16 protein-coding genes and 1 riboswitch are annotated in these 23375 nt (G+C 41.8%); of the genes, 6 read left to right on the plus strand and 10 right to left on the minus strand.

What is annotated here, in order from left to right:
* Positions 1-5: 5 nt before the first annotated feature.
* Positions 6-896 carry a hypothetical protein gene (locus R9C00_25765; protein ID WPO35105.1) on the minus strand — a complete coding sequence of 297 codons (891 nt, stop codon included), beginning with the start codon at positions 894-896 and terminating at the stop codon, positions 6-8.
* 386 nt (positions 897-1282) lie between these two features.
* Between R9C00_25765 and recA the strand changes: the two genes are divergently transcribed.
* Both recA and aspS read left to right on the plus strand, forming a co-directional pair.
* A complete protein-coding gene (recA, locus tag R9C00_25770) occupies positions 1283-2329 on the plus strand; it encodes a recombinase RecA (GenBank protein WPO35106.1) in 1047 nt (348 codons plus the stop codon).
* 368 nt (positions 2330-2697) lie between these two features.
* Positions 2698-4446 carry an aspartate--tRNA ligase gene (aspS, locus tag R9C00_25775; protein ID WPO35107.1) on the plus strand — a complete coding sequence of 583 codons (1749 nt, stop codon included), beginning with the start codon at positions 2698-2700 and terminating at the stop codon, positions 4444-4446.
* Between the two features lie 77 nt (positions 4447-4523).
* Here aspS and R9C00_25780 read toward each other — a convergent pair whose 3' ends face one another.
* Positions 4524-5099 carry a DUF4136 domain-containing protein gene (locus tag R9C00_25780; GenBank protein WPO35108.1) on the minus strand — a complete coding sequence of 192 codons (576 nt, stop codon included), beginning with the start codon at positions 5097-5099 and terminating at the stop codon, positions 4524-4526.
* A gap of 289 nt (positions 5100-5388) precedes the next feature.
* Between R9C00_25780 and R9C00_25785 the strand changes: the two genes are divergently transcribed.
* Entirely contained in the window at positions 5389-6072 is a 684-nt protein-coding gene (locus R9C00_25785; GenBank protein ID WPO35109.1) for a hypothetical protein, read from the plus strand.
* A 60-nt stretch (positions 6073-6132) separates the two neighbouring features.
* On the opposite strand, the gene R9C00_25790 is transcribed toward R9C00_25785, so the two are convergent.
* Complete coding sequence (locus R9C00_25790) at positions 6133-7179, minus strand: NAD-dependent epimerase/dehydratase family protein (protein WPO35110.1); 1047 nt, start codon at positions 7177-7179, stop codon at positions 6133-6135.
* Positions 7180-7525: 346 nt separating this feature from the next.
* Between R9C00_25790 and R9C00_25795 the strand changes: the two genes are divergently transcribed.
* The gene (locus tag R9C00_25795) at positions 7526-12034 is read left to right on the plus strand and encodes a TIR domain-containing protein (GenBank protein WPO35111.1); all 4509 of its coding nucleotides are present in this window, start codon (positions 7526-7528) and stop codon (positions 12032-12034) included.
* Positions 12035-12108: 74 nt separating this feature from the next.
* On the opposite strand, the gene R9C00_25800 is transcribed toward R9C00_25795, so the two are convergent.
* On the minus strand, positions 12109-13134 hold the full coding sequence (locus tag R9C00_25800) for a LacI family DNA-binding transcriptional regulator (protein ID WPO35112.1): 1026 nt from the start codon (positions 13132-13134) through the stop codon (positions 12109-12111).
* 282 nt (positions 13135-13416) lie between these two features.
* On the opposite strand from R9C00_25800, the gene R9C00_25805 reads away from it, so the two are divergent.
* Positions 13417-15288: a T9SS type A sorting domain-containing protein gene (locus tag R9C00_25805; protein ID WPO35113.1), complete on the plus strand. Its 1872-nt coding sequence runs from the start codon at positions 13417-13419 to the stop codon at positions 15286-15288.
* 251 nt (positions 15289-15539) lie between these two features.
* Here the strand turns inward: R9C00_25805 and R9C00_25810 are convergent, their stop codons facing one another.
* The 5 genes from R9C00_25810 to R9C00_25830 form a co-directional block, all read right to left on the minus strand.
* A complete protein-coding gene (locus tag R9C00_25810) occupies positions 15540-15812 on the minus strand; it encodes a hypothetical protein (GenBank protein ID WPO35114.1) in 273 nt (90 codons plus the stop codon).
* 51 nt (positions 15813-15863) lie between these two features.
* A riboswitch (SAM-I-IV-variant riboswitch) is annotated at positions 15864-15976 on the minus strand.
* An 87-nt stretch (positions 15977-16063) separates the two neighbouring features.
* Positions 16064-16612 carry a cupin domain-containing protein gene (locus R9C00_25815; protein WPO35115.1) on the minus strand — a complete coding sequence of 183 codons (549 nt, stop codon included), beginning with the start codon at positions 16610-16612 and terminating at the stop codon, positions 16064-16066.
* Positions 16613-16835: 223 nt separating this feature from the next.
* Positions 16836-17528 carry an ABC transporter ATP-binding protein gene (locus R9C00_25820; protein ID WPO35116.1) on the minus strand — a complete coding sequence of 231 codons (693 nt, stop codon included), beginning with the start codon at positions 17526-17528 and terminating at the stop codon, positions 16836-16838.
* Positions 17521-18465, minus strand: coding sequence for a hypothetical protein (locus R9C00_25825; protein WPO35117.1), 945 nt, complete (start codon positions 18463-18465; stop codon positions 17521-17523). The genes R9C00_25820 and R9C00_25825 overlap by 8 nt, the downstream gene beginning before the upstream one ends.
* Before the next feature lie 154 nt (positions 18466-18619).
* The gene (locus R9C00_25830) at positions 18620-19942 is read right to left on the minus strand and encodes a dihydrolipoamide acetyltransferase family protein (GenBank protein WPO35118.1); all 1323 of its coding nucleotides are present in this window, start codon (positions 19940-19942) and stop codon (positions 18620-18622) included.
* 260 nt (positions 19943-20202) lie between these two features.
* On the opposite strand from R9C00_25830, the gene R9C00_25835 reads away from it, so the two are divergent.
* Complete coding sequence (locus R9C00_25835; protein WPO35119.1) at positions 20203-21726, plus strand: hypothetical protein; 1524 nt, start codon at positions 20203-20205, stop codon at positions 21724-21726.
* 39 nt (positions 21727-21765) lie between these two features.
* Here R9C00_25835 and R9C00_25840 read toward each other — a convergent pair whose 3' ends face one another.
* A complete protein-coding gene (locus R9C00_25840) occupies positions 21766-23187 on the minus strand; it encodes an aminotransferase class I/II-fold pyridoxal phosphate-dependent enzyme (protein WPO35120.1) in 1422 nt (473 codons plus the stop codon).
* Positions 23188-23375 lie beyond the last annotated feature (188 nt).

The following is a 23375-nucleotide window of genomic DNA, read 5'->3' on the forward strand; positions in this document are numbered from 1 at the left end:
TGAGCTTATTTCATGCGACGCATATCGTAAGGAACCACTGTTTTCTTTCCCTTACTTCCATTTCCAGGCGTATGCATGAAGCTTAGCGGAAAAAGAGCCGTCATCGAAAACTGTAAGCTTTGAAACGAGATATCGTCCATCACATCGAAAGAAAGCATGGAGGAACGGGCATCGCTATATCTTGCATTTGGGTTGGTGATATTTTTCATGAAGTGGCGGTAGCTACATTCTAGTGAAATCCTCACAAATGCAGTATTGATACTGATCCCCCCACTTGCCGCCAAGCCAAAGGTGTTGTCGTGCAATAAATTGGTAATCCCAACTTCATTGTTATCACCTGTAAGCTCTTGCAGGCCTCCGGCAGCCGCATCCATTCTGGTTTGGGTCACGGTCTTGCCCGCATCTATTAAAAAGTTATAAAACCCACCACCTTGTATGTAAGGAGAAACCACGCCTTTTAGGAAATTGAACTTCACAAACAAAGGAAGCTCCATATAGTTAAGTCTGTGGTCGTGGCGGAAGGTCATTTCCACAAACTGATCGGCAAGCTCTGGATGTTGCCAACTGTAGCTGTTTTCGTAGCCAAACTTATACGTGGCATAGCTAGGTTCAAAGCTAAAACCCAGCCCAGATCTGGTTTCCATTTGTACTAAAAAACCAAATTGAGTCCCTATTTTCCCATCAAACTGACCGTCATATTTCCTATCGAAGCCCTCAGGAACTTTTGATTGGGAAGTATAATTAAAAACAGAGTGATTTCCAGAAACTAGAGCACTGGTAAAATTCGCACCTCCTTTCATACCTATAAAGAAGTCTTGCGCGGAGAGAAGCTGGGGAGCAACCAAAACAAGAGAAAGCAGCAGCAACACAACTTTCTTCAGGGGCTTTTTTCCCATAAACATTGGTTTACTGTTAGTAAAAATCTTGACCATATTCCCTTAATGTTTGTGATTAAAATTTATAGAACGGTGACATTATTGAAACCTCGGACTTTGCTAGAAAATTGCTTATGCAATATTTTTTTGCGTTAACGTCCATTTACACACAGAAATCAGACCAAATTGAGGGGTGGGGAATTGAGGCAAAACAGAAAAAAAATTTTTATTATTTAGCAACCGTAAATAGCTTACGGTCTGAATGATTTTCTTTACATCATCAATTAAAGGAGAAGTGTCTGAACCTGACTATCTATCAAGCTCATATTTTGGTAAAAAAAGATAAGCAACAACTCACTCCTTTTTTGTAAAGAATAATTAAATTAGAAAGAATAAAATAACGCAAAATGGCAACAGAAGACAAAATAAGACAAGAGAAGGAAAAATCATTGGAGCTTACCATAGCGAAGCTTGAAAAAACCTACGGCAAAGGCGCTGTAATGAAGCTTAATGATGGAACTATCGTAGATGTACCAAGCATCTCTACTGGTTCATTGGGCTTGGATTTGGCACTTGGCGTTGGTGGTTTGCCACGCGGAAGGGTAATCGAGATCTACGGACCTGAATCATCGGGTAAAACTACCTTAGCGCTCCACAGTATTGCAGAAGCTCAGAAAAAAGGAGGCATTGCCGCATTTGTAGATGCAGAACATGCTTTCGATAAGCTCTATGCTGAAAAATTAGGAATTGATTTGGACAACTTGCTAGTAGCCCAGCCCGATCATGGTGAGCAAGCGTTGGAAATAACCGAACACCTTGTTCGCTCAGGAGCAATCGATATTATCGTAGTCGATTCGGTAGCGGCACTTGTACCAAAAGCCGAGCTAGAAGGCGACATGGGCGATAGCAAAATGGGTCTTCAGGCAAGGTTGATGTCCCAAGCACTCAGGAAGCTGACAGGGGTAATTAGCAAAACAAATTGCTGCTGTATCTTTATCAACCAGTTGCGTGAGAAAATTGGTGTGATGTTCGGTAATCCGGAAACCACTACGGGTGGTAATGCCCTAAAATATTACAGTTCTGTGAGGCTCGATATTAGAAGAATTGGAGCAATAAAAGAATCTGCGGACAATATTACGGGTAATAGAACTCGAGTTAAAATCCAGAAAAACAAAGTTGCCCCTCCATTCAAAGTAGTTGAATTTGATATTCTCTATGGAGAAGGAATTTCCCGAGCAGGTGAAATTTTGGACATGGGCGTAGATATGGAAATTATCCAAAAATCAGGCTCTTGGTTCTCGTACAATGGTACAAAACTGGGACAAGGTCGCGAAACCGTAAAAGAGCTAATAAGGGACAATCCTGAACTGATGGAAGAGCTTGAGAGCAAGATAAAAGCGATTATCAACAAAGACTCACTTCCTGCACAAGAGGAAGAGAAAAAAGAGGATTAGATTAGTGTAAATCACAATAGGGACTTCATCACACGTTGAAATCACTTGACAATTCGAGTAATTGTAAAAGTTTAATTGTGAAGAGGTTAGAAGCCAGAAGTTAGAAAAAGTAAACTACCATATCTAACGTCTAGCTTCCAGCCTCTAACTTCTTCTTAGAAGCTGCTTGGGAAACCTTGCAGCTTTTTTTATTCTCAAAAAAACTGGGAAAACTTAAATGATTTTGAAAAAAATAAAGGGTTTGCTGTAAATAGTTAAACCTAAATCGTACGCAAACAGATTAAATCTGTAATTTTGCCACCCATAAATTTTTAACTAGAAAAGGGCTTTTTTTTGCTCTTTTATTCCAAAAACAAATTACCAAAATCATGTTGAGAACTCATACATGTGGCGAACTGAGACAAGAAAATGTGGGTCAAAAAGTTACGCTTTCGGGCTGGGTACAAATTGTTAGAGACAAAGGTGCGCTCATTTGGATCGACCTTAGAGATAGATATGGCACAACCCAAATATTTGGCGAAAACGGTGTGACCGATCCTAAATTGCTAGAAGCGATGAAAGGCTTGGGTCGTGAGTTTGTGATCCAAGTAGAAGGAGAAGTTGCCGAGCGTTTTTCCAAAAATGATAAAATCCCAACAGGAGATATAGAAGTTAAAATTGAAAAGCTTACCGTACTCAACGGGGCAAAAGTACCTCCTTTCAAAATTGAGGATGAGACCGACGGTGGAGAAGAGTTGCGCATGAAATACCGCTACTTGGATTTGAGGCGTAATGTGGTTAGAAGCAAACTACAGTTGAGGCACCGTATTTCCAAGTCAACCCGTGATTACCTCGACAAGCAGGACTTCATGGAAGTAGAAACTCCTGTCTTAATAAAGTCGACTCCCGAAGGCGCAAGGGACTTTTTGGTACCTTCTAGGATGAACCCAGGTCAGTTTTATGCACTGCCCCAATCTCCACAGACTTTCAAGCAATTGCTGATGATCAGTGGTTTTGACCGCTATTTCCAAATAGTGAAGTGCTTTAGGGACGAAGACTTGAGAGCCGATAGGCAGCCAGAGTTTACGCAGATTGACTGCGAAATGGCGTTTGTGACTCGTGAAGATATTTTAAGCACATTTGAAGGCTTGATGAAATACCTATTCCAAGAAGTGAAAGGCATTGAGTTACCTGAATTCCCACGTATGTCATTTGCCGATGCTATGAAATATTATGGCAACGATAAACCAGATATCCGTTTCGAGATGAAGTTTGTTGAACTCAACGATGTGGCTCAAGGGAAAGGCTTCAAAGTTTTTGACGATTCGGAATTGGTAGTTGCTATCTGTGCCGAAGGCTGTGGCGATTATACCCGAAAACAACTTGATGCACTCACAGACTGGGTAAAACGTCCTCAAATTGGAGCAAGAGGAATGGTTTATGTAAAATGCAATGCAGATGGCACATTTAAGTCATCGGTAGATAAATTTTACTCGCAAGAAGACTTGAAAGCTTGGGCAGAAAAAGCAGATGCGAAGCCTGGCGATTTGATGTTGGTCCTTTCAGGAGAAGCTGCTCAAACCCGCAAGGCAATGAGCGAACTCCGCCTCGAAATGGGTGAGCGTCTGGGCTTAAGAAACCGTGAAGATTTCAAGCCACTTTGGGTATTGGATTTCCCACTGCTCGAATGGGACGAGGAAAGCCAGCGCTACCATGCGATGCACCACCCATTCACCTCGGCACTACCGGAAGATATGGAAAAGCTAGCCGACCAGCCTGGCGAAGTGAGGGCAAATGCATACGATATGGTCATCAATGGTGTGGAAATTGGCGGAGGCTCTATCCGTATCCACGACCGCGACATCCAGTCGAAAATGTTTGACGCACTTGGTTTTACCAAAGAAGAAGCTCAAGCTCAGTTTGGTTTCTTGATGGAAGCATTTGAGTACGGCGCACCTCCACATGGCGGTATTGCCTTCGGTTTCGACCGAATCTGTTCTTTATTTGGTGGAGTTGACTCCATCCGTGATTTCATCGCTTTCCCTAAAAACACTTCGGGCAGAGATGTGATGATCGACTCGCCTTCTGTGGCAAACAACGAGCAGCTAAAAGAACTAGGGATCAAAACCCTAGACTAAGTATAGCTATTCTTATAAACTTAAAAAGGTCATCAGTTTTAAAGCTGATGTCCTTTTCTTTTTGCCCAATTTCAATCCTACTGGGCAACTTTAAATTTGTATTTCGAAAAAATATGCTTCACTACATAGTTGATTTGGCTGTCGATCTGTGATTCCTTTTTGGTGATCTCACTTTGGGCAGCTCCGTGCCAAACTAGCTCTTTTTTTTCTGAGTCTACTAAGTCAATCATCACTGTTCCAGTTTTATAGTAGCTGACTTTTGGAATAGTTTTTCCTACGCTATAGCCAAACCCTACCCCTCCATAATAACTTCCTCCCCCAACTGAAACGGTGGTGTTATTCACCCGTTCCTGAGTTTCCACATTCACGTTGTACACGATAATTATGTCCGCATCTTCTGATTCCTTATAGCCTCTAGCCTTCATCTGATCATGAATAGCCGCTTCCAGCACATATAGCTTATCGGTCATTATGATCTTCATCTTTTGGACTTCCTCGGGAGTTGCATGCTCTACCTTGTAGGTTGTGTACTTGGCAAAATCGACACTTCTATCGTAATCGAAATACACTTGGCTGGAAGAGCAATTGGCAAAAATGGCTGTGAGTGAAATTAAAAACATTTTCACAAAAAGAGGTTTTGTATACTTAGTCATAGTTAAGTTTTTTTGAAAGAAACAAATTGAGTACTTATTTGCTTTACACCAAAAGAGTATGCACTTTTTTTACTTCGCTTTAGGACTTTCTGAGTTTATTTTGTCTTATGTATGTTATTTGATATTTAGAGCATGTTTAAGCTTTACCTATTTCGCTGTAGACGATCACAGGGCGTCTGTCCAATTATGGAACCTCACAGCAGTCCGCCACTGCGGTGATCGCTTTTGCTGAAAACTTAAATTTTAAACATATTCTTAACTAAACTTTTTACCAATCAACCCAACTCAAATGAAGAAGATTTATACTGTACTAGCAATTCTGACGCTGTTTGTTACCGCTGAAACTAATGCACAGTCGGGCCAAGTTTACACAACCTCTGGAGGTGAAATGATTTTTTCTTTTGCCCAGATAGACAATAACGGGAACGAGAAGGGAAATATCATGCGCTTTTCGCCCGTGTTCAACCTCCAGAATATGGTCAACTACGATATGAGCCCAAACTTTGGTGTGTACAGTGGGTTGGCAGTTCGGAACGTAGGGTTTATCTACAAAGACCCCAATACCGATATCAAGAAAAAATACAGGAACTATAACCTTGGAATTCCTTTTGGTGTCAAATTTGGGAACCTTGACGGACTTTTTCTCTATGGAGGATACGAGCTAGAAATCCCTTTTAACTACAAAGAGAAAACCTTTGAAGGGGAAAGGAAGACTGATAAATTTAATGTTTGGTTCAGCAAGCGCACTCCCTCTATTTATAATACAGTAGTGTTGGGAGTCCAATTCCCTTACGGGGCAAACCTGAAGTTCAAATACTACCTCACCAACTTTTTCAATAAGGACTATTCCGAAATGCAAAATGGTGTATCTGTAAAACCATTTGAAAATTTTGATGCCAACGTATTTTACTTTGCCCTTAGCTTCAAGCTATTCCGAAACACCGAGATTTATTATAAAGATATGAGAGATTAATCGTCTCGAATATGCATAAAAAAAGGCAGCCACTTGGCTGCCTTTTGTCCATAATCTATTTTATTTCTTATGGTAATTCTCCAAATACCATTCTATAAACTTCGCAGTACCTTCTTCTATACTCGTATCGGGCATGTAGTGGATTTTTTCCTTCATTTTGTCCATGGCTGCTGAGGTGGCAGGCACATCCCCAGGCTGGATAGGCATCAGATTGATCTTCGCTTTTTTGCCCAAGGCTTTTTCTATCCCCTTCACAAAATCCATCAAGTTTACAGGATTACTGTTTCCAATATTGTAAATATCGAATGGTGCACTACTAGTATCGGAAGGCAATTCTTTGATGTCTTTCCGTTGAGGAGCTACAGGCATCAGGTTGGCTATTCCATTTACAATGTCGTCGATGTACGTAAAGTCACGCTGCATTTTTCCATAGTTGTACACATCTATCGGCTCGTCGGCGAGGATTTTTTTTGTGAAAATAAACAATGCCATATCGGGCCTGCCCCAAGGTCCATACACTGTAAAAAACCGCAGACCAGTAGTCGGAATACCGAACAGGTGCGAATAAGAATGTGCCATCATCTCGTTTGCTTTTTTGGTAGCAGCGTAGATGGAAACAGGGTGCTCGGTTGGGTGGCTTTCTTTGAACTGCGCCTCTGTATTTAACCCATACACCGAAGAGCTAGAGGCATATAACAAGTGCTTCACAGGATATTTGCGGCAAGCTTCCAAAATGTTCAAAAAGCCAGAGACATTGCTGTCTACGTAAGCTTCGGGAACTTGGAGGGAATACCTCACTCCTGCTTGTGCCGCTAGGTTGATCACGTAATCAAACTTTTCGCTTTCAAAAAGCTCGTACATTTTCTCCTTACTTTCCTCCAAAGCAAGTTTGATGAAAGAAATATTTCCACTTCCTTTTATCAACTCTCCGTCAACAATATTTTTCACCTCAATTCCTTGGCGTTCTAAGCGCCCATATTTGAGGTTCACGTCGTAATATTCATTGATAGCGTCTAGCCCCACTACTTCATGCCCAAGGTCGGCAAGTTTGTGTGCCAAATGTGATCCTATAAACCCTGCTGTTCCTGTGATAAGTACTTTAGCCATTTGTTATTTTCTTTTTGAGAAGAAACCTCGGTAGTTCCTTCCGTTTTTTTGCTTTAAAGCCAATTAGTTAAGAGCTAGAGAATTGCTTTATCTAAATACAATTGGACGTATTTTTCAAACTTCTAGCCCCCAATCTCTAATATCTCTTTTTAGACCCGCCAAAATAAATTCTTTTTATCGGAATTACACTTCCACCCTATAAAAAAACTCGTCAAAATCCTATTTCTTCTTTCGGTTGAGAATCAATAAATTACGCTTTGAAGCGTTCAAATTTCCATAAACGGGAGTATTTTTTGTCCTGTTCTATGGTAATGCTTAACACGAATCCTACATAACTATTAACACTATGTCTCATTTTAAAGACGCCTTCATCTCTTATGGAAGAGCGGAAAGTATTTCTTTCGCTGCCCGAATTTACAAGCAGCTCCGCATGGCGGGGATGGATGCTTGGTTCGATAAAGTAAATATTCCCCATGGCGACGATTACCAACAGCGAATAGACAATGGCATAGAAAACGCCCATAATTTCATCATCATTCTTGCCCCCCACAGCATCAATTCTATTTATTGTAAAAAAGAAATTGACCTAGCGGTTTCTCTTGGGAAAAGAATTATTCCTATCATGCACATTGAACCTAGCTCAAAAGAGGTTTGGGATAATATTCATGTAGAGGCTAGCAAGCGTGACTATATTTTTTGTAGGGAAAAAATAGGAGACAAAGAAGAATTGGAGCACTGGGGCAAAAGCCAAGAGTGGGAGAAGCTCCAAGATGCAACGTACCTCGAAAACTGGAAGCATTATGAAGGTTTTGAAGGAATAGACAATTTTGATCGCTCGGCTACTAAACTAGTAGAGCTAATAGAAAAAGACAAGCAATACGTTCACCAGCATACGGCCATTTTAGAAAAAGCACTGATATGGCAAAGTAAAAATAAGGTGACTGCTAATTTATTGGTAGGAAAAGAGCGGATGGAAGCTGAAAAATGGTTGCTAACCGATTTCACGCCACCAGCCCAGCCTCCCTGCCATCCGTCAGACTTGCACGCAGAGTTTATTGCCGAGAGCAAGAAAAATGCGAATAACTTACTTACCGATGTGTTCATTTCGTATGCTTCGGAAAACCGCCCGATTAGGGAAAGGGTCTCGATGGCACTTTCGCACCGAGCGATTACAAGCTGGACGCATAGCAGAGATATAAAATCGAGTGCCAACTTCCACGAAGCTATACGAGAAGGAATAGAGCAAGCGGATAACCTATTGTTTTTCATCACCGAGGAATCGGTGGTTTCCGACTATTGCAAACGGGAACTGGAATATGCCAAGGAGCTAAACAAGCGGGTAATCCCTCTTTTGGTAGAGCCTGTGGACAGCTCAAAATTCCCCGAAGAAATTGTGGATATCCAGTACATCGACTTCACCGACAATACTGTTGAAGCTGATTTCCAAAAAGATATTGACGATATTTTGAGGGAGCTGGGCAACGACCAAGACTATTACAATAAGCATAAGGTTTTCCTCACCCAAGCACTCAAATGGGAACGCCAGCACAAAAACCCAAGTATCTTGCTGAGAGGCTACAACCTCGACGAAGCCTTGACTTGGCTTGCTTTGGGCAAAAAGCGCAAGACACATCGGCCGCTGGAGTTGCACGAAGAGTTTATTACAATAAGTGACCAGAAACGTGGACAGCTCGGCACAGATGTATTTGTTTCTTATTCGAGAACCGATGGAGATTTTGCCCGAAAAATAAACCATGCCCTCCAGTTCAATGGAAAAACTACGTGGTTCGACCTCGAATCCATCGCTTCTAGCAGTGATTTCCAAACAGAAATAAACAAGGGCATAGAAACCGCCGACAATGTGCTTTTCATCCTCACGCCCGATGCCATTGCTTCGGAATATTGCGCCGGGGAGGTTGCCTATGCCGAAGAGCTTGGAAAAAGGTTTGTCACTATTTTGTACCGAGATATAGACGTGGAAAAACTTCCTCCTGCCCTCGGGAATGTACAGTGGATAGACTTTAGTTCAGGAAATACAGATTTCAACACCTCTTTTGGGGAACTTATCCGAACAATAGACACCGACCGGGAATATGTGCAGGAGCATACATACTGGTCGCAACAGGCATTAGACTGGGAGAAAAAGGGCAAGCCTATTACCATGTTGTTGAGGGGGCAAGAATACGAAGATGCCGCTGCCTGGATGGACGTCTCAAAGCACGACAACAAGACGCCAGAGGTTTCGGTCCTCCAAGAGGAGTTTATAGAGCAAAGCCGCTTGGAACTAGAACGAACCACCCAGAAAGAGAAAAAAGCCCGCCAAATGATGATGGCCGGGGTAGGGATTTTCCTATTAGTCGCTTTGGTTACTGTTTGGATTTCCTTCCGCTCGGCAGAGCAATCGGAACAAGTGAGCCTTCAAAAACTGGTCTTCGACTCGCAAAATTATGCTCAGCGCAACCCGCAAAAAGCGATTCGCTTAGCTTATGAAGCATACCATTTTGACAGCGACCAGCCAAAGCCTCCGCATTTGGTAAAAAATATCTGCTCCATTATCCAAGATTACAGCGGGGAGAATTTGTATGTGAGCCTTCCACATACTCAGGTAAAAAAAATCAAATATTCCCCTGATGGAAAATACATCTTGACCATTGGAAATGATTTTGATGCCTACCTAGATGACTATGAAAGTAAGGAATCGTCGGAAGATTATTATGAAGGGACACAAGAACTGCTTGAGGAAGATGCGTATGATTATGGTAACTATGGGGAAATACTTTCGGTAAAAATTTGGACTTCGGAAGGAGAGCTGATAAATGAGTTGAATTATAAAAAAGATGAAAACCTTGACATTGTAGATGCTTACTTTGGTTTAGGCTCTCACAGCGAAGAAGAAATCCTTATAAAAACAAGTAATCCATCAGCTCCCATAATAGTTTGGGACTTTCTTAAAGATAAGTACAACAAGAAAAAAGTGAGAAGAATTGAGGACCTGAGTTTCTCACCTTCTCGCAAATACTATATTTCTAAGGAAGCTGGAAAAAATGGCTACCGCATTGTAAATACTAAGTCCGATAAAGAATTTGGGAATTTGGGAGACCTAGATATGTACATTTTCTCTCCAAATGAAAAATTTATCCTTTATACCTTAGCAGGTCAGAGTAGTGTCTATTTGCACACCATTAGCAATGGTAAAAAGCTGACCTTACCACTTGAAGCTGAACCAACTTATTTTGCTTTTTCCCATGCCACGGAAGAAGCCCCCCCTTACATCATTACTCGCTCGTACGAGTCCCCCACCTATGTATGGAATACTAGTGGAAACCTCATGTTTGAGGTCCCATTTAATGACATGTACTATCGTGGACACGATACAGAAACACTGCAACAAAGAAGTTTTGAAATAGGCGAGCACAACGGAGTGTTTTTTGCCGAAAAAGCACCTTTTGTTCTAAAAGGCCAAGACAAAAATATTACCCGCTATAATATGGACGGTACGGTAGATGCCACCATTGAACTATCAACCGACTTATATGAACAGCAGTTTTATTCTCCTAATGGAGATTATACCATTGTTGATTTGGGTGATATCTGGCTTTACAAATTCGATAAAACCTCAAACAAGCGACAAGAAGGCATCCAGCTGTTGGAGGACGGACACCTTAAAGATGTAACTTTTTCTCCTGATGGGCATAAACTGATTGTTAGTTGTGTAAAAACAAAATCCATCTCCTTTTTACAAAAACTCTCTAAAACCCTTTCTGAAGGTGATGGAGTTCAAAACACAGCAATTGAGGAAGAAAACATCGTAGCTTTATTCACGAAAGAGGGGAAATTGGTAGAGGAATTCTCCTTGGTAAGCCAAGCTCGTTTTTCTCCCAACGGAAAAAAAATCCAAGGCTTCACTCCTTATGGATCTATCATGTGGGCAACCAGCTCTCAAATAGATACTTTGGTGAGCCATTTGAAAGTTCAAGAGCTCACTTTCAACGAACGTTCAAATTATGGTTTGACTACATTAAAAGAAACCGTATTAAACTACAATGTCAGCATCTTGCTCGTATTGAGTTTATTTATCGTGTTCCTTTACAGGATAGCCAAACAATATAGGGCGCATTATTTTGAACATCATTACCTCAGCATCGGTATTTATTCGGTGTTCTATATTGTATTTGGGCTCATTCTGATTTCTCTAATGACCTCAAGCAGCACAACTCAAATGTCATTTTTGCTGTACTACTCATTAGTATTCATCATGTTGTCACTAAGAAAAATAGTAACGAAGGCAGAACCAAGACCCCAAGTGATCCTAAAGTTGGTGCTTGCCGTGATATTTTTAATCCTTTCAGTTTATAGAAGTATCAAAATCACCCAACAAGACCCATATGCGCAAGAAGACATAATTACAGGGTTCATCATAGTTACAGTACTCCTAAGCATTGCTTGGTTGTTTGTATTTATTCCTATCAGGTTTGCGTTAAGGAACTACTATGTCAAAAACTTTAAAGCCTTTTACATTCAGCTTGCCTTGCCTATCATTTTGCCGCTCATGACGCTTACGGGCCTTATCATTCTTATGCCTATTTATTATGTGCTAAAATATTGGCTAAGAAAAATGAAGAAAGTCAAAAAAATAATATCGATTTTGCTACTGATGTTTATAAACGCAAGTGTCTTTTATACAGCGGTTATTGCTACTGAAGGCATAGCCATCTTAGTATATTTGGGATTGGGGCTGCTCATCACATTAGTAAAAAGGCAAGTTTACCCAGAATCGGTACGGCAGGTGACTAGCGAGCTGTTTAAGAAGGCTACGTTCAAAAAAGCAAATGAACAATCGGTATTGGCAGTATAGCCTCAGCCAAAGTTCCATGCATAAAAAAAGCTCCAGTCTTCACTGGAGCTTTTTTTATGCCGAAGGAAAAACAACTATCTCTTTTTCTTCATAGAAGATTCTCGTACGATTAATTCAGTTGGCAGCATCTTAATTTCAGGGGTAAGCTCATCCTCTGCATCTATTTCGCGGAGCAAAATTTCTGCCGCCTGCTTTCCTATTTGGTACTCCGATAATTTGATGCTTGAAAGTGGAGGGTTAATAAGCGTATCCACAGGCTCGTCATTAAAACCAACTATGGCTATATCTTCAGGAATCCGCAAGCCTTTTTCCTTAATTGCCTTCATTGCATTGTAGGCAATCCTATCGCTCATTGCTATGATAGCATCAGGTTTTTTGTCTAATTCCAATAGCTTATTGGTAGCCCTAATCGTATCTTTCTCTGAAAAATCGCAATGGGTTACCAACTCTTTTGGTGTTGACATCCCATGCTTTTCCAGTGTTTCGGTGTAGCCCTGAAGCCTAGAGTTACTGAGCGAGAGCTTTTCAGGGCCAGCCATAAATGCAATCCTCTTGCAACCTTCGTCTATCAAATGCTCTACAGCTTGGCGGATAGCATTATAATTATCTGCCAATACTTTTGATGTATCCATTTCCTCGCATTCCCTGTCAAAAAACACCAAAGGAATTCCCTGCTTTTGAATGTAGCGAAAATGATCAAAATTGCTTGTTTCTCCGCAGATGGAAATAAGAAAACCATCTACCCTACGGGCAGTCAACTGCTTGGTATTGAGTATTTCCCTATCTACCGACTCGTTGGTTTGACACACCAAAACCGTATAGCCAGCAGCACTCGTCACCTCTTCAATTCCATCCATCACTTCAGAGAAAAAATGGTAGCCCATTTTTGGTACAATTACCCCAATGGTATTCGTCTTTTTTTGCAAAAGGCTAAGCGAAACCAAATCAGGTTGGTAATCTAGTTCTTGAGCCAACTCCAACACTGCTTTTTTTGTTTTAGGGTTGATCTCTGGGTGATCGCGCAAAGCACGAGAAACTGTTGACGTAGATATATTGAGTTGCTTGGCTAAGTCTTTTATTGTAATTCGGCTTTTTTTCATACTAACTTTATATAAAAAAACTTTGGATGGTTTATCTAATGTTGCCCTACAAACGCAGGATTGGTCATTTTCGATTCTTTAAAGGTAAAAAAACCACCTGTAATATTACAACTATTTTCGCTTGCGATAGATCACTTCTAAAACAAGCGAACTTAATTTAATCATTTTTATGAAATTCGAACCGTCTCTTTTCCCTAAATTGCTGTGTCTTTTAGGAATAAGGGCTAGATTTATGCCTTGCTCGCTTTTTCAAAACCTTGATCTGAACAGGTGCTTATAACTATGATGAATGCTTTCAAACACTGTCTATATACATTTTTTATCCTTGTAACGCTAAGCTGCGGCAGTCAAGTTTTTGCCCAACTAAACATTAGCCCAATCCCCAAAGCAGGGCAAAAGGAAAATATAGAATATAAAAGATCTGTTGTGCCTATTCCCGATACAGTTTTTGTCAATTTGCCTTTTTTCGATGATTTTTCAGGTTACGAAGGCGATGCCGATACTTTGCGATGGTCACAAATAGGGCTGGGAGCATACATCAATAATCATTATAGCGAAGAAGCTCCTTCCAAAGGCGTGGCAACTTTCGATGGGGTGGACGAATATGGAGTTCCTTACGATCTGGATGATGAGTTCAACTATGACGAGGCTGACAGCCTAGTTTCTCACTTTTTTGATCTAAGCACTTTTAAGCCGAGCGATTCGCTCTATATCACTTTCCAGTGGCAACCCGAAGCCTTTGGTGAAGCTCCAGAAAGTGAAGATTCCCTCCGCCTACAATTTGCCGATACGTCAGGTGTTTGGCAAACTGTCTGGTCCGTAAACGGTGATACCACCAAGCCCTTTGCTACAGTACAAGTTTCTGTAGATAATGAAGCCTTTTTCCATCAGTACTTCCGCTTTCGTTTCCAAAATATCGCCCGCCTTTCGGGTATTTACGATGCCTTTCATTTGGATTATGTCTATTTCTTTAAGAAAGAAGACGACATCTCTGAAAGACGCTTAGACGTAGCTTTAGTAAAGCAGCCTACTCCTGCCCTAAGCCGCTATACCGCCATGCCTCTTTGGCAGTTTTTAGCTGACCCAGCCAATGAAACGGCCGATACTATTTTCTCCAATATCAAAAACTTATCAGATACTTTCAACGTGGTGTCCCATGTCACTTCTATCAAAGATGTTTTCTCAGGGCAAGACTTTGGGAATTTGGTAACAGGCTCATCGAGAGGGAATGCCAGCTTTACGGGCACAAGTATTATTTTCGCCTTCGAAGAACTGACGTTAAAAGCAGTAAACGATCTTTCGTTTGTTACAGATAGCTACGATTCTCTCAAGCTCGAATACACCTACCAACTGGGTACAAATGAGACGAATGAGCTGATTAACACCAGAGATAACGACACGCTCCGAAGCGTTACAGCATTGCACAATTATTATGCGTACGATGACGGCACTGCCGAGTACGCTATTGGCGTATTCCAGCGCTTTGGGAAAGTTGCTTATAAATTTGAGCAAAATGAACCAGCCCAGCTTACCCACATAGATATGTACCTTACCCAAATTGGCGATAACCTCCTTGGACAAACATTCAACCTCTATGTGTGGCAAAGCATCGACACTGCAGAAGTGGACAACGATAATGTACGTTTTATGCAAAATATCCCATTGGTATACCCCTCTCGTCTCAATGAGTTCAGGCGCATAGAGCTTGCCCAGCCAGTCTATTTGGATGAGGGAGATTTCTACATTGGCTTCGAACAGGTAAGTGAAGAAAACATCACGATCGGATATGATAAAAACACTGTTTCAGGAGAAAATATTTACTATAATTTGGGGGGGAAATGGATTCAAAACAACAGTTTCCCTGGCAGTATGCTTCTCCGCCCCGTATTTTCCCAAGCCGACCCCAATGGGTTGGAAGAAGTGGAACTAGAAACCACCGTATATCCCAACCCTGCCACCAACATCCTCAACATTGAAGGCGAAGTGCTCCAAGCCCGTATCATCGACCTTTCAGGTCGAACGCTCCAATCTGCATCATTCCTTCTTTCCGAAAAAAAACAGTTCGATGTATCTACACTTCCTGCAGGACTTTATTTGCTAGAAATGCTCGGCAGGAACTCCAAATCTGTCAAGAAAATCATTGTTCAGAAGTAAAAAGTCGGCAAACTGAGTACTCGTATTTCATAAACATCTTAGCTACCTCTTTTTGTCTCTACTGAAAGTTACTGGTTTCTTGTTACTAGTTTTTAAAAGGAAAACCAGCCCAAATACTAAAGCAATTGAAAGCCAATATTTTATAATTAAAAATCAATAACCCCTAACGAGAAACTAGCAACCGTCAATAATACCTGAAAAATGGTAAAATGACTACCTTATAATAGAGCGGTAATTTAGTTTTAAGCCATTTACCAAGGCAGTTCATATTCGTAAGTACCGAGCATCAGCTCGCAGCGGGCAACCACCTTTGTGATTTCCGAATCATTTTTAAGGGCTTTTCTGGTGTTTTCCACAGCAAGTTTACAAAGCTGGAAAGGGGCAATAAGCGGGCTATTGGTACGAAGCGTGAGGTAAAGAATATTGTTTTGAATGTCATTGACCTCTACTTCTACCTGACCGAGGTCGACATAAATGGGTGTTGCTCCTTCGTTCAGCCATTGGATAAGATTTTCTTTTTGCATTGGTACACAGTTTATCGGTTAAAAATGGACTGTGCATCAAGGTTTGGGCAGGGTTTGAACTAATTTTCCCATGTACAAAATGGGCGCATCCTGCTGTTTTTTTATAACCACCGTGGCGTTCAAGCTCGGTTGGAAAACCAATTTCTGGTTTCTTGATGCGCTACAAAAATACGAGCTAAGCCTGAGCTAGGCAAGCCTTTTTTGATTTTATTCCTTATTCCGCTCAGCGCTAGCCAAGCGGAAATTAGTTTTTATTTCTCAATAAACTTCATCCCATATTTTTGAGCAAGTGAATCAATTTTGGGCTTTGACAAGGCATTGTTGCTGGCTAGTTCCGCCATTTCGTTAAAATAGCCCTCGAAACCTCCAGGAGTGATGGTGTTCATGGTGATGCCTGGAAGAGTGTCGGTATTGATAAATCCGTGGGGAATGCCTTTGGGCAAGCGAACAAAGTCACCCTCTTTTGCTTCAATAATTTCATCTCCGCAGTAAAACTCATAGGTCCCTTTCAGCACATAAAACAATTCGTCTTCATGGGAATGCACGTGCCTAGGCGGGCCACTTTGCGGTGGGGTTTCTGTAATGATCACCGAATACTCCCCGTTCGATTGCTCGCTGAGGATTTTCCCCGTAATCGTGACCCCATGGATATTCCACTCCTTCCCTTCGTCCGAAGAGACATAGACCGCAGTTGTATCAGCATGTGTATGTGATTCATTATCAGCAGCTGCGTGCTCGTGCTTATCGCAACTGAAAAGTAATAGAGCAAATAAAAGGGGCATTAGTATTTTTTGGTTCATGACAGTTGAGTTGGGTTATTCATTATTATTAATAGCTAAAAAGTATTCTTTATGATTTCACTTGACACCTTAGAAAATCTAATTTAGGAGAGGCTAGAAGTTAGAAAAAATAACCTTTTGAAGTTTTAACTTTTTCTAACCTCTAATTTCTTCACTTTCAGCCCTAAACTTTTCTTATCTCTCGAATTATCAAGTAGATTTATAAAGAGCCAATAAAAGTAAATCAATTCTTCCCCCGAAACAAACTAGCATGCTGCTCATCGGTTTTTTCCGATACTTTGGCTTCTATTTCCCCGTAGTTTTCGGGTGAGAAGGTGTGGTGGATTTTGCCTTCCCACAGCCAGTGAATTTGGTCGCACATGGAAGTGAGGGATTCTAAAATATGGGAGGTGACCAAGATTGTCCGTCCTTCTTCTTCGCTCAGGTGCTTTATGATTTTTTTCATGTGAAGGTTCGATTCTAAGTCGAGCCCGTTGAAAGGTTCGTCCAGCATTAGCACGGGTTTCTCTCGGCTGAGGGCTGCCATAAACGCCAGCTTTTTCTTCATTCCAGTCGAATAGTTTTCCACCAGTTTTTTGAGCGGGAGGTGGAAAAGCTGATTATATTCCTCTATGTTAAAGTCAAGGTTTTGCTTTTTGAAAAAGCCTAGGTATTCCTCCCCCGTCATTTTAGAATAGAAAAAACTTTCTGTTTCTAGCAGCACCGAATCTTTGCCCAGTTTCACCCCTTCACCTAGGGAAATAGTGCCTTCATCGACTTCCATTTCTTTGTTGAGCAGGCGGAGCATGGTTGTCTTTCCCGAGCCATTCAGCCCGATGATGCCGTGCACTTTTCCACTTTCCAAGTTTAAATCTAACGATTGGATAATGGGCGAACTGGCATCGTAGCCAAAGGTCAAGTTTTCTATGCTAATCATAAAGGTACAGGTTTAGATTTTTGGAAGCTTTTCGGGCATAGCGGATAAGCAGGAAAATAGGAACGGGCGCTAGAAAAGGAATGACAAAGCTGACCACCGAAAACCCGATCATCATGCTATTGAAGCCCAAGCGAAGCCCAGGCTGATAGAGCGAATATTTCATCAAAATAGCTAAAGCAAGTAGGAAACAGCCTACAAATGCTCCGTAGAGCGGCAAAAACCAAAACTCGGAATGCATAGCTATATAGACCACCGTTGGGATCGAAAACAGTAATAAATACAGCTTGAAAGCCATTCCTATTTTATGAAATAAAAATTTACCCGAACTTACTTCTGTTGCCCGCAGCATAATGAGCGGTTCGCACTCGAAATAAAAATTGGTACAAACAAGACAGCCTCCCAATAAAAGCAAGGGAAAAAAGTAGGGCGAGGGCATGAGGATGATGACAAACAGATAAATGGAAACAAGGTGGGAAATGCCTAAGCGCAAGCCACTTTTCCACTCAAAAGCTTCCGCAGGAATTATCCGAAGGGGCAATGTGAAGGTTTTCAGTTGCCGAGGTGTCCACTTCAGCAAACTCAACAGCCCAACTATTACTACATAAATAATAGCAGCCCACCAGTAAGCCGTGAGCGAGGCGATGAGCAAAATGGGAAAGGAAAGTAGTAAATATTCTGCCCAAAACACCCATTTGGTGCTTTGCCCAAAGGAATTCAAAAAAGCCTTATCGGGTCGGTAAAGGTGGAGGTAGGTAATGCTAGCCAAACTTACGCCAAGCAAGATGGCACTTAGCTCTACAAAAAAGATGGCCTTTTTGAGCAGCATGAGCCACAAAAACACAAGCAAGCCCGCACCCAAAACAGACCGAATCCAGCCAAGCTCCGCCATGTACCTGCCAAGCTGAGCAAGCCGGACTTTCAAAATATGTTGAATCATAATTCTCGTTGCTGGTTACTGGTGCGGTTAGTTCTGTACGTCATCCCGCACTCGATGCGGGATTCTCCCTGCCTACTCGCCTTCACGCTGGCTATTTATAAGGAGGGAGACCCCGTATCTCCGCTATGCTTCGTACGGGGTGACGGAGCTTTCTTTAAACCCTCTGGTCAGTGTCAAAATTCTCAAGGTAATCGGACACTCTTTTTACGAACATGCCGCCAAGCGAGCCATCCACCACTCGGTGATCGTAGCTGTGGGAAAGGAACATCAAGTGCCTAATTCCAATAAAATCTCCCTGGGGAGTTTCTACTACGGCTGGCTTCTTTTTGATAGCACCCACCGCCATGATGGCAACCTGAGGCTGCATAATGATCGGCGTGCCCATCACATTGCCAAATGAGCCAACATTGGAAACGGTATACGTTCCGCCCGAAAGCTCGTCGGGCTGGAGCTGATTGGTACGTGCCCTTTCGGCAAGGTCATTTACCTTCACCGCCAAGCCCGTAAGCGTAAGGTGATCGGCATTTTTAATCACAGGGACGATCAAATTACCACTTGGCAAAGCAACTGCTACACCAATATTCACCTCTTTTTTCACAATGATTTTATCACCATCTACCGAGATATTAACCATTGGAAAATCACGCAATGCTCTTGCAATAGCTTGAATAAAAATGGGGGTAAAGGTCAAGTTTCCATTATAATTCTTCTTGAAAACCGCTTTTTCCCTGTTCCTCCATTCTACTATCCCTGTCACATCGGCTTCTACAAACGAGCTTACGTGCGGGGAAATTCGCTTCGACTCTACCATCCTGTTGGCAATAAGCTTGCGCATCCTGTCCATCTCAATGATCTCATCTTGTCCGTTCACCGATTTGATCACCTTAGGTGCCTCAAAAGCAATAGTAGGCTGCGGAGCAGGTTTGGCTACTTGTGCAGCCACCACTGGTTGACTTTCAGCAGGAGCAGTTTTCTTTTGCTCTACATAGCCCAAAATATCGTTTTTGGTCACCCTCCCCTCCTTTCCACTACCAGGAATAGTTTCCAGTTCGGCTGAGGAAATATTTTCTTGGCGAGCAATGTTCATCACCAAGGGCGAGTAAAATCGTAAGGTCTGCGTACTAGATGTATGGCTACCATTTGATGTGCTTGCAGTAGGTTGCACTGCGGCAGCCCCACTAGTTTCGGCTACCTGGGCAGGAGCCTCTGGCGCATCTGCTTCTACTTCGGCAAGCTCTTCCGTTTCTATCAGCGCAATGGGCTTATCCACCTCTACAATATCCCCTTCTTTGGCAAGGATTTCCTTTAACACCCCAGAAAAAGGAGCGGGAACATCCGTGTCCACCTTGTCGGTAGCCACTTCTAGCACCGATTCATCCTGTTCTATTGTCTCCCCTGGTTGCTTAAGCCATTTGAGGATTGTGCCTTCCATCACGCTTTCTCCCATCCGAGGCATCACCATCTCTACTACAGCCATATGTATATTTTTTGAAGTTTCAGGTTATCTATTGGTTTTGAGGACTTGTACAACCCCTCTTATTTAACCAAAAAAACAGCATTATGTTAATAAAAGCTATCTAAGCAAAGCTAACAAATTTGAAGAAAAAAGCCGTTGGGCTGGGTGGGAATTGTGGGAAGCATCGGATACAAGAAAAGGTTTAATTTCACAAATCGCAACTGTACTTTGTTTTTAAGCGTTAAAAAAAGAACCTTATTCTTTCAGCTAACAATAATTTCATGGCACTCCAACCTTATTTTTTAAGAACTAACCGCAAAGCTATTTTCAAAAACCCTGAAGTCATATCAGGTATCCTTGTAGGCTTATTTTCATCCTACTTTATCTATCAGTTCTTTTTCTTTTTTAGAGAAACCATGCGAGCCTTCACTAACAGCTTAGGTGGGCGGGTTTTTCTTCAGCTAACAGATGAAGAGTATTTATTTTACAACCTGTTTTTAGCTAGCATAGCATGTGTTCTGGGTTTCTATATTTTTATCAAAATAGCTATTGAAGGCTCAATAAATAATCGAGATAAAAACCTGAGACGGAAACAGCGGCATATTCTGAATGAGCAAGGCTTTTTCTTTTGGTCATTTTTATCAACCTACGGGAGGTTTTCTGCCGTATTCGGGGGATTATTGATTACAATGCCTTTGCAGTTCGATTTGGATTTTTATGATGATTTTTTCTACCTATTTTTTCTTATCCCAATTGTTCTGTTTTTCAATGTTTGGCCAATCATTCTCAAGTCAGTAGGCAAAAAAGCATATAGCTGGATGCTGTATTCTTTTGTTTCTATCATGGTCATGAGTGTTTTTTATGCAAATCTCAATTTGGGTAATGACAGGGCAATGGATAAGGCAGTATTAGACAATCGAATTGATTCGCATTATAAAATAGAGCTCCCCCGTTCAAAGTTCTTTAGCTATCACTACAGAGGTATGTTTGATAATTTTCTACTCGTAAACGATACTATTGAGGGGCGTGAGCCTATTGTTTTTATAAATAACGACTTGAAAAATAAATGTTCAATCAATGAGCTGGGCAACCATATCAGCAGTTTTTTTCAGCAAATAGACGAAGCGGAAAGAGATAGGTTTATCCCTCGGTTATTGGTTGATAAAGATGTAGAGCTCAAATATGTAACTGCAGCTAAAGAAGAATTTAGAAAGTTAAATATCAATAAAACCATGCTACCTACAGCGGCTGCGTATTCAAAGTACCCATCTACCCACCCTGTATTTTTGAATAGAGGGTTTATAGGCTACATGCCACCAAGATCCGAAGAGATTGACTCTTTCCTCAATTACGCAGAAACAGTAGGTTTTAGCAACCATAAATTGATAATCTCAGAATCAGGGATGCGAAACTATCTGACTAGGACGGTCAATCATATCGTAGTTAGGGTTTCGAAGGAAAAGGTTTTTGTTGGGAAAAAAGAAGTGGACAAACAGGAATTGAGTGAGTTTATGCAGAAGGTAATAGAAAAACACACTCCCGATTACATGATAGTTTTTGAACCTGACGAAGATATTTCATACGGCAGATATATCGAGTTCAAAGACTTGTATTATTCCAAAATTGACCTCTTGAGAAAAACAGAAGCAATCCGTCTCTACGGCACTACATTTGAAAACCTCCGCTATAGAAATAGTAACGCATTTGACAAGGTTTCAGAGAAATACCCATTTGCCCTCATTGAATGGACACCTGAGGAAAAAAGGCTGAGGGCTCTGGAAAGAAAAGCTGGGAATATCAAGTAGTTTTTTGGGAGACTAAAAAATCTCCCAAGTTTTTTTTAATCAAACCATCCCCCTCGCCATTTCCTTAAGCAGCTCCCAAGCATTATCTACGTGTTTTTGGGTAATATTAGTTTGCCCAGTCACTATCCTAAGCGTGTATTTTCCTCGGATTTTGGTGTGAGTCAGGTATATTTTCCCAGTCTTGTTTATCGCTGCTACCAGTTGGGCATTTAGCTCGTTCACCTTCTCCTCGTCTTCCAGGCCTACAGGTTTGAAGCGGAAGCAAGCAAGGTTCAATGTGAGCGGGGTCAGCATCTCAAAATCAGGCGCAGCTTCTATTTTTCCCACCAAGCCCTCGGCTAAGTCCAGATGAAACTTTATTTCCTCACGGATCTTATCTGCCCCATAATTTCTCATCACAAACCAGAGCTTGAGCGCCCTAAACCTTCTGCCCAGTTGGATTCCCCAATCGCGGTAGTCGTTTACTTTTCCAGTAGTTTCTGTCCGCAAATATTCGGGCAAGATGGAAAAAGTGTTGAGTAGAGCATCCTTGTCCTTCACAAAGTAAGCGCTGCAATCGAAGTGGGTGAACATCCATTTGTGCGGATTGAACACATAGCTGTCGGCGTGCTCCACTCCTTTGAGGTAATGCCGGGTTTCGGGCAACACGAAAGCCGTTCCCGCATAAGCGGCGTCTACATGCAGCCAAATCTTATGCTTTTGGGTAATTTGGGCTATTTCTTCCAGAGGATCGAAAGCGGTTGTTCCCGTAGTACCCAATGCGGCTACCACGCAAAGCGGCTTTTTCCCCGCTGCCAAATCTTCTTCTATTGCTTTTTCCAATGCCTCGGCATCCATAGCCAAACCTTCGTCCACAGGAATTTTTACCAAATTCGCTTTTCCAAAACCAGCTATTTTCACACCTTTTTCTACCGAAGAATGCGTCTCTGTGGAGCAGTACACCCTGAAGTCGGTGAAGTTTTCAAAGCCATTCTCATTCACCTGAAATTCAGAATATTTTTCCCTTGCCGTGAGCAATGCGGTGAGCGTGGCGGTGGAAGCCGTATCTTGGATTACTCCGTGCCATTCGGAAGGCAAACCTGTGAGGTCTCGCAACCAGTTCATCATCATTTCCTCCAGCTCGGCAGCGGCAGGAGAAGTCTCCCAAATCATGCATTGCGTGCCTAGTGTAGCCGTAAGCATTTCTGCCAAAAGGGAAGGATAACTGCCGTTGGCGTTGAAATAGGCGAAAAAATTGGGGCTTTGCCAGTGGGTGATGCCCGGCATTATAACCTCCTGGAAATCTTTCATAATTTCCGACATTTCCTCGGGCTTATCTGGAGCAGATTGGGGCAATTGGCTGAAAATATCACCTGGCTGGCTCTGCGATTTCACGGGATATTCTTCCACGTTTTCTAAGTAATCGGCCATCCAGTCCACAAATTCGTGGGCGGTTTTTCTAAATTCTTTGGGGTTGAGCATTTCTTTGCGGTTGTTTCGTTGACGACCGAAAGATACGGCAAAGCACGCTTTTAAGTACCTTGTAAACTAGTTTTCGTGTTATATCAAAAATCCTTTTGTTGATTTCACTACCGTAATTGATTGTTGCTGGTTTCTGGTTTCTCGTTACTAGTAACCGTCAGCAGGGTCTAAAAATCAAAATAATAAGT

The organism is Flammeovirgaceae bacterium SG7u.111 (genome assembly GCA_034044135.1).
Taxonomy (GTDB): domain Bacteria; phylum Bacteroidota; class Bacteroidia; order Cytophagales; family Flammeovirgaceae.

What these genes read in the sequence shown, in the direction of transcription:
- R9C00_25795 (WPO35111.1), top strand. Translation starts at nt 7,526, where the DNA reads ATGTCTCATTTTAAAGACGCCTTCATCTCTTATGGAAGAGCGGAAAGT.
- R9C00_25805 (WPO35113.1), top strand. Translation starts at nt 13,417, where the DNA reads ATGATGAATGCTTTCAAACACTGTCTATATACATTTTTTATCCTTGTA.
- R9C00_25785 (WPO35109.1), top strand. Translation starts at nt 5,389, where the DNA reads ATGAAGAAGATTTATACTGTACTAGCAATTCTGACGCTGTTTGTTACC.
- R9C00_25830 (WPO35118.1), bottom strand. Translation starts at nt 19,942, where the DNA reads ATGGCTGTAGTAGAGATGGTGATGCCTCGGATGGGAGAAAGCGTGATG.
- aspS (WPO35107.1), top strand. Translation starts at nt 2,698, where the DNA reads ATGTTGAGAACTCATACATGTGGCGAACTGAGACAAGAAAATGTGGGT.
- R9C00_25810 (WPO35114.1), bottom strand. Translation starts at nt 15,812, where the DNA reads ATGCAAAAAGAAAATCTTATCCAATGGCTGAACGAAGGAGCAACACCC.
- R9C00_25825 (WPO35117.1), bottom strand. Translation starts at nt 18,465, where the DNA reads ATGATTCAACATATTTTGAAAGTCCGGCTTGCTCAGCTTGGCAGGTAC.
- recA (WPO35106.1), top strand. Translation starts at nt 1,283, where the DNA reads ATGGCAACAGAAGACAAAATAAGACAAGAGAAGGAAAAATCATTGGAG.
- R9C00_25835 (WPO35119.1), top strand. Translation starts at nt 20,203, where the DNA reads ATGGCACTCCAACCTTATTTTTTAAGAACTAACCGCAAAGCTATTTTC.
- R9C00_25800 (WPO35112.1), bottom strand. Translation starts at nt 13,134, where the DNA reads ATGAAAAAAAGCCGAATTACAATAAAAGACTTAGCCAAGCAACTCAAT.
- R9C00_25820 (WPO35116.1), bottom strand. Translation starts at nt 17,528, where the DNA reads ATGATTAGCATAGAAAACTTGACCTTTGGCTACGATGCCAGTTCGCCC.
- R9C00_25815 (WPO35115.1), bottom strand. Translation starts at nt 16,612, where the DNA reads ATGAACCAAAAAATACTAATGCCCCTTTTATTTGCTCTATTACTTTTC.
- R9C00_25790 (WPO35110.1), bottom strand. Translation starts at nt 7,179, where the DNA reads ATGGCTAAAGTACTTATCACAGGAACAGCAGGGTTTATAGGATCACAT.
- R9C00_25780 (WPO35108.1), bottom strand. Translation starts at nt 5,099, where the DNA reads ATGACTAAGTATACAAAACCTCTTTTTGTGAAAATGTTTTTAATTTCA.
- R9C00_25840 (WPO35120.1), bottom strand. Translation starts at nt 23,187, where the DNA reads ATGCTCAACCCCAAAGAATTTAGAAAAACCGCCCACGAATTTGTGGAC.
- R9C00_25765 (WPO35105.1), bottom strand. Translation starts at nt 896, where the DNA reads ATGGGAAAAAAGCCCCTGAAGAAAGTTGTGTTGCTGCTGCTTTCTCTT.